Origin of the sequence: Lentilactobacillus hilgardii DSM 20176 = ATCC 8290, assembly GCF_000159315.1 — a bacterium.
GTDB lineage: Bacteria > Bacillota > Bacilli > Lactobacillales > Lactobacillaceae > Lentilactobacillus > Lentilactobacillus hilgardii.
In genome coordinates this window covers 1-241 of sequence record NZ_GG670044.1, presented here as the reverse complement: position 1 = coordinate 241, position 241 = coordinate 1, and the positions used below count along the sequence as shown (strand labels likewise).

1 protein-coding gene is annotated in these 241 nt (G+C 58.5%); it reads right to left on the bottom strand.

The genetic code is table 11. From position 1 onward, the window contains the following. Positions 1–59 precede the first annotated feature (59 nt). Positions 60–218 (bottom strand): hypothetical protein, encoded by a 159-nt coding sequence (locus tag HMPREF0519_RS14785; protein ID WP_438940146.1) that lies wholly within the window; start codon positions 216–218, stop codon positions 60–62. Positions 219–241 lie beyond the last annotated feature (23 nt).

Below are 241 nucleotides of genomic sequence, written 5' to 3'. Positions count from 1 at the left end.
GTTCGATCTTTCGCGCGTGAGAGCGAACCAGGCGAGCACACACGACGTCATGATGAACGTCACCACCAGCACGGCGGCCGGGGAGTCCGAAAAAGGCTAAAGGACATGCCGGGATTGAAAACATGGGTCAGGCCGAAGCCAGTCCAGACCCGGAAGTAGTCACCGAAGGCAAGGTTGGCATGAGCCCATTCCTTAACCGTCAGATCCACGGCGACCAATGCTGGGATGACGAGGAACGCTG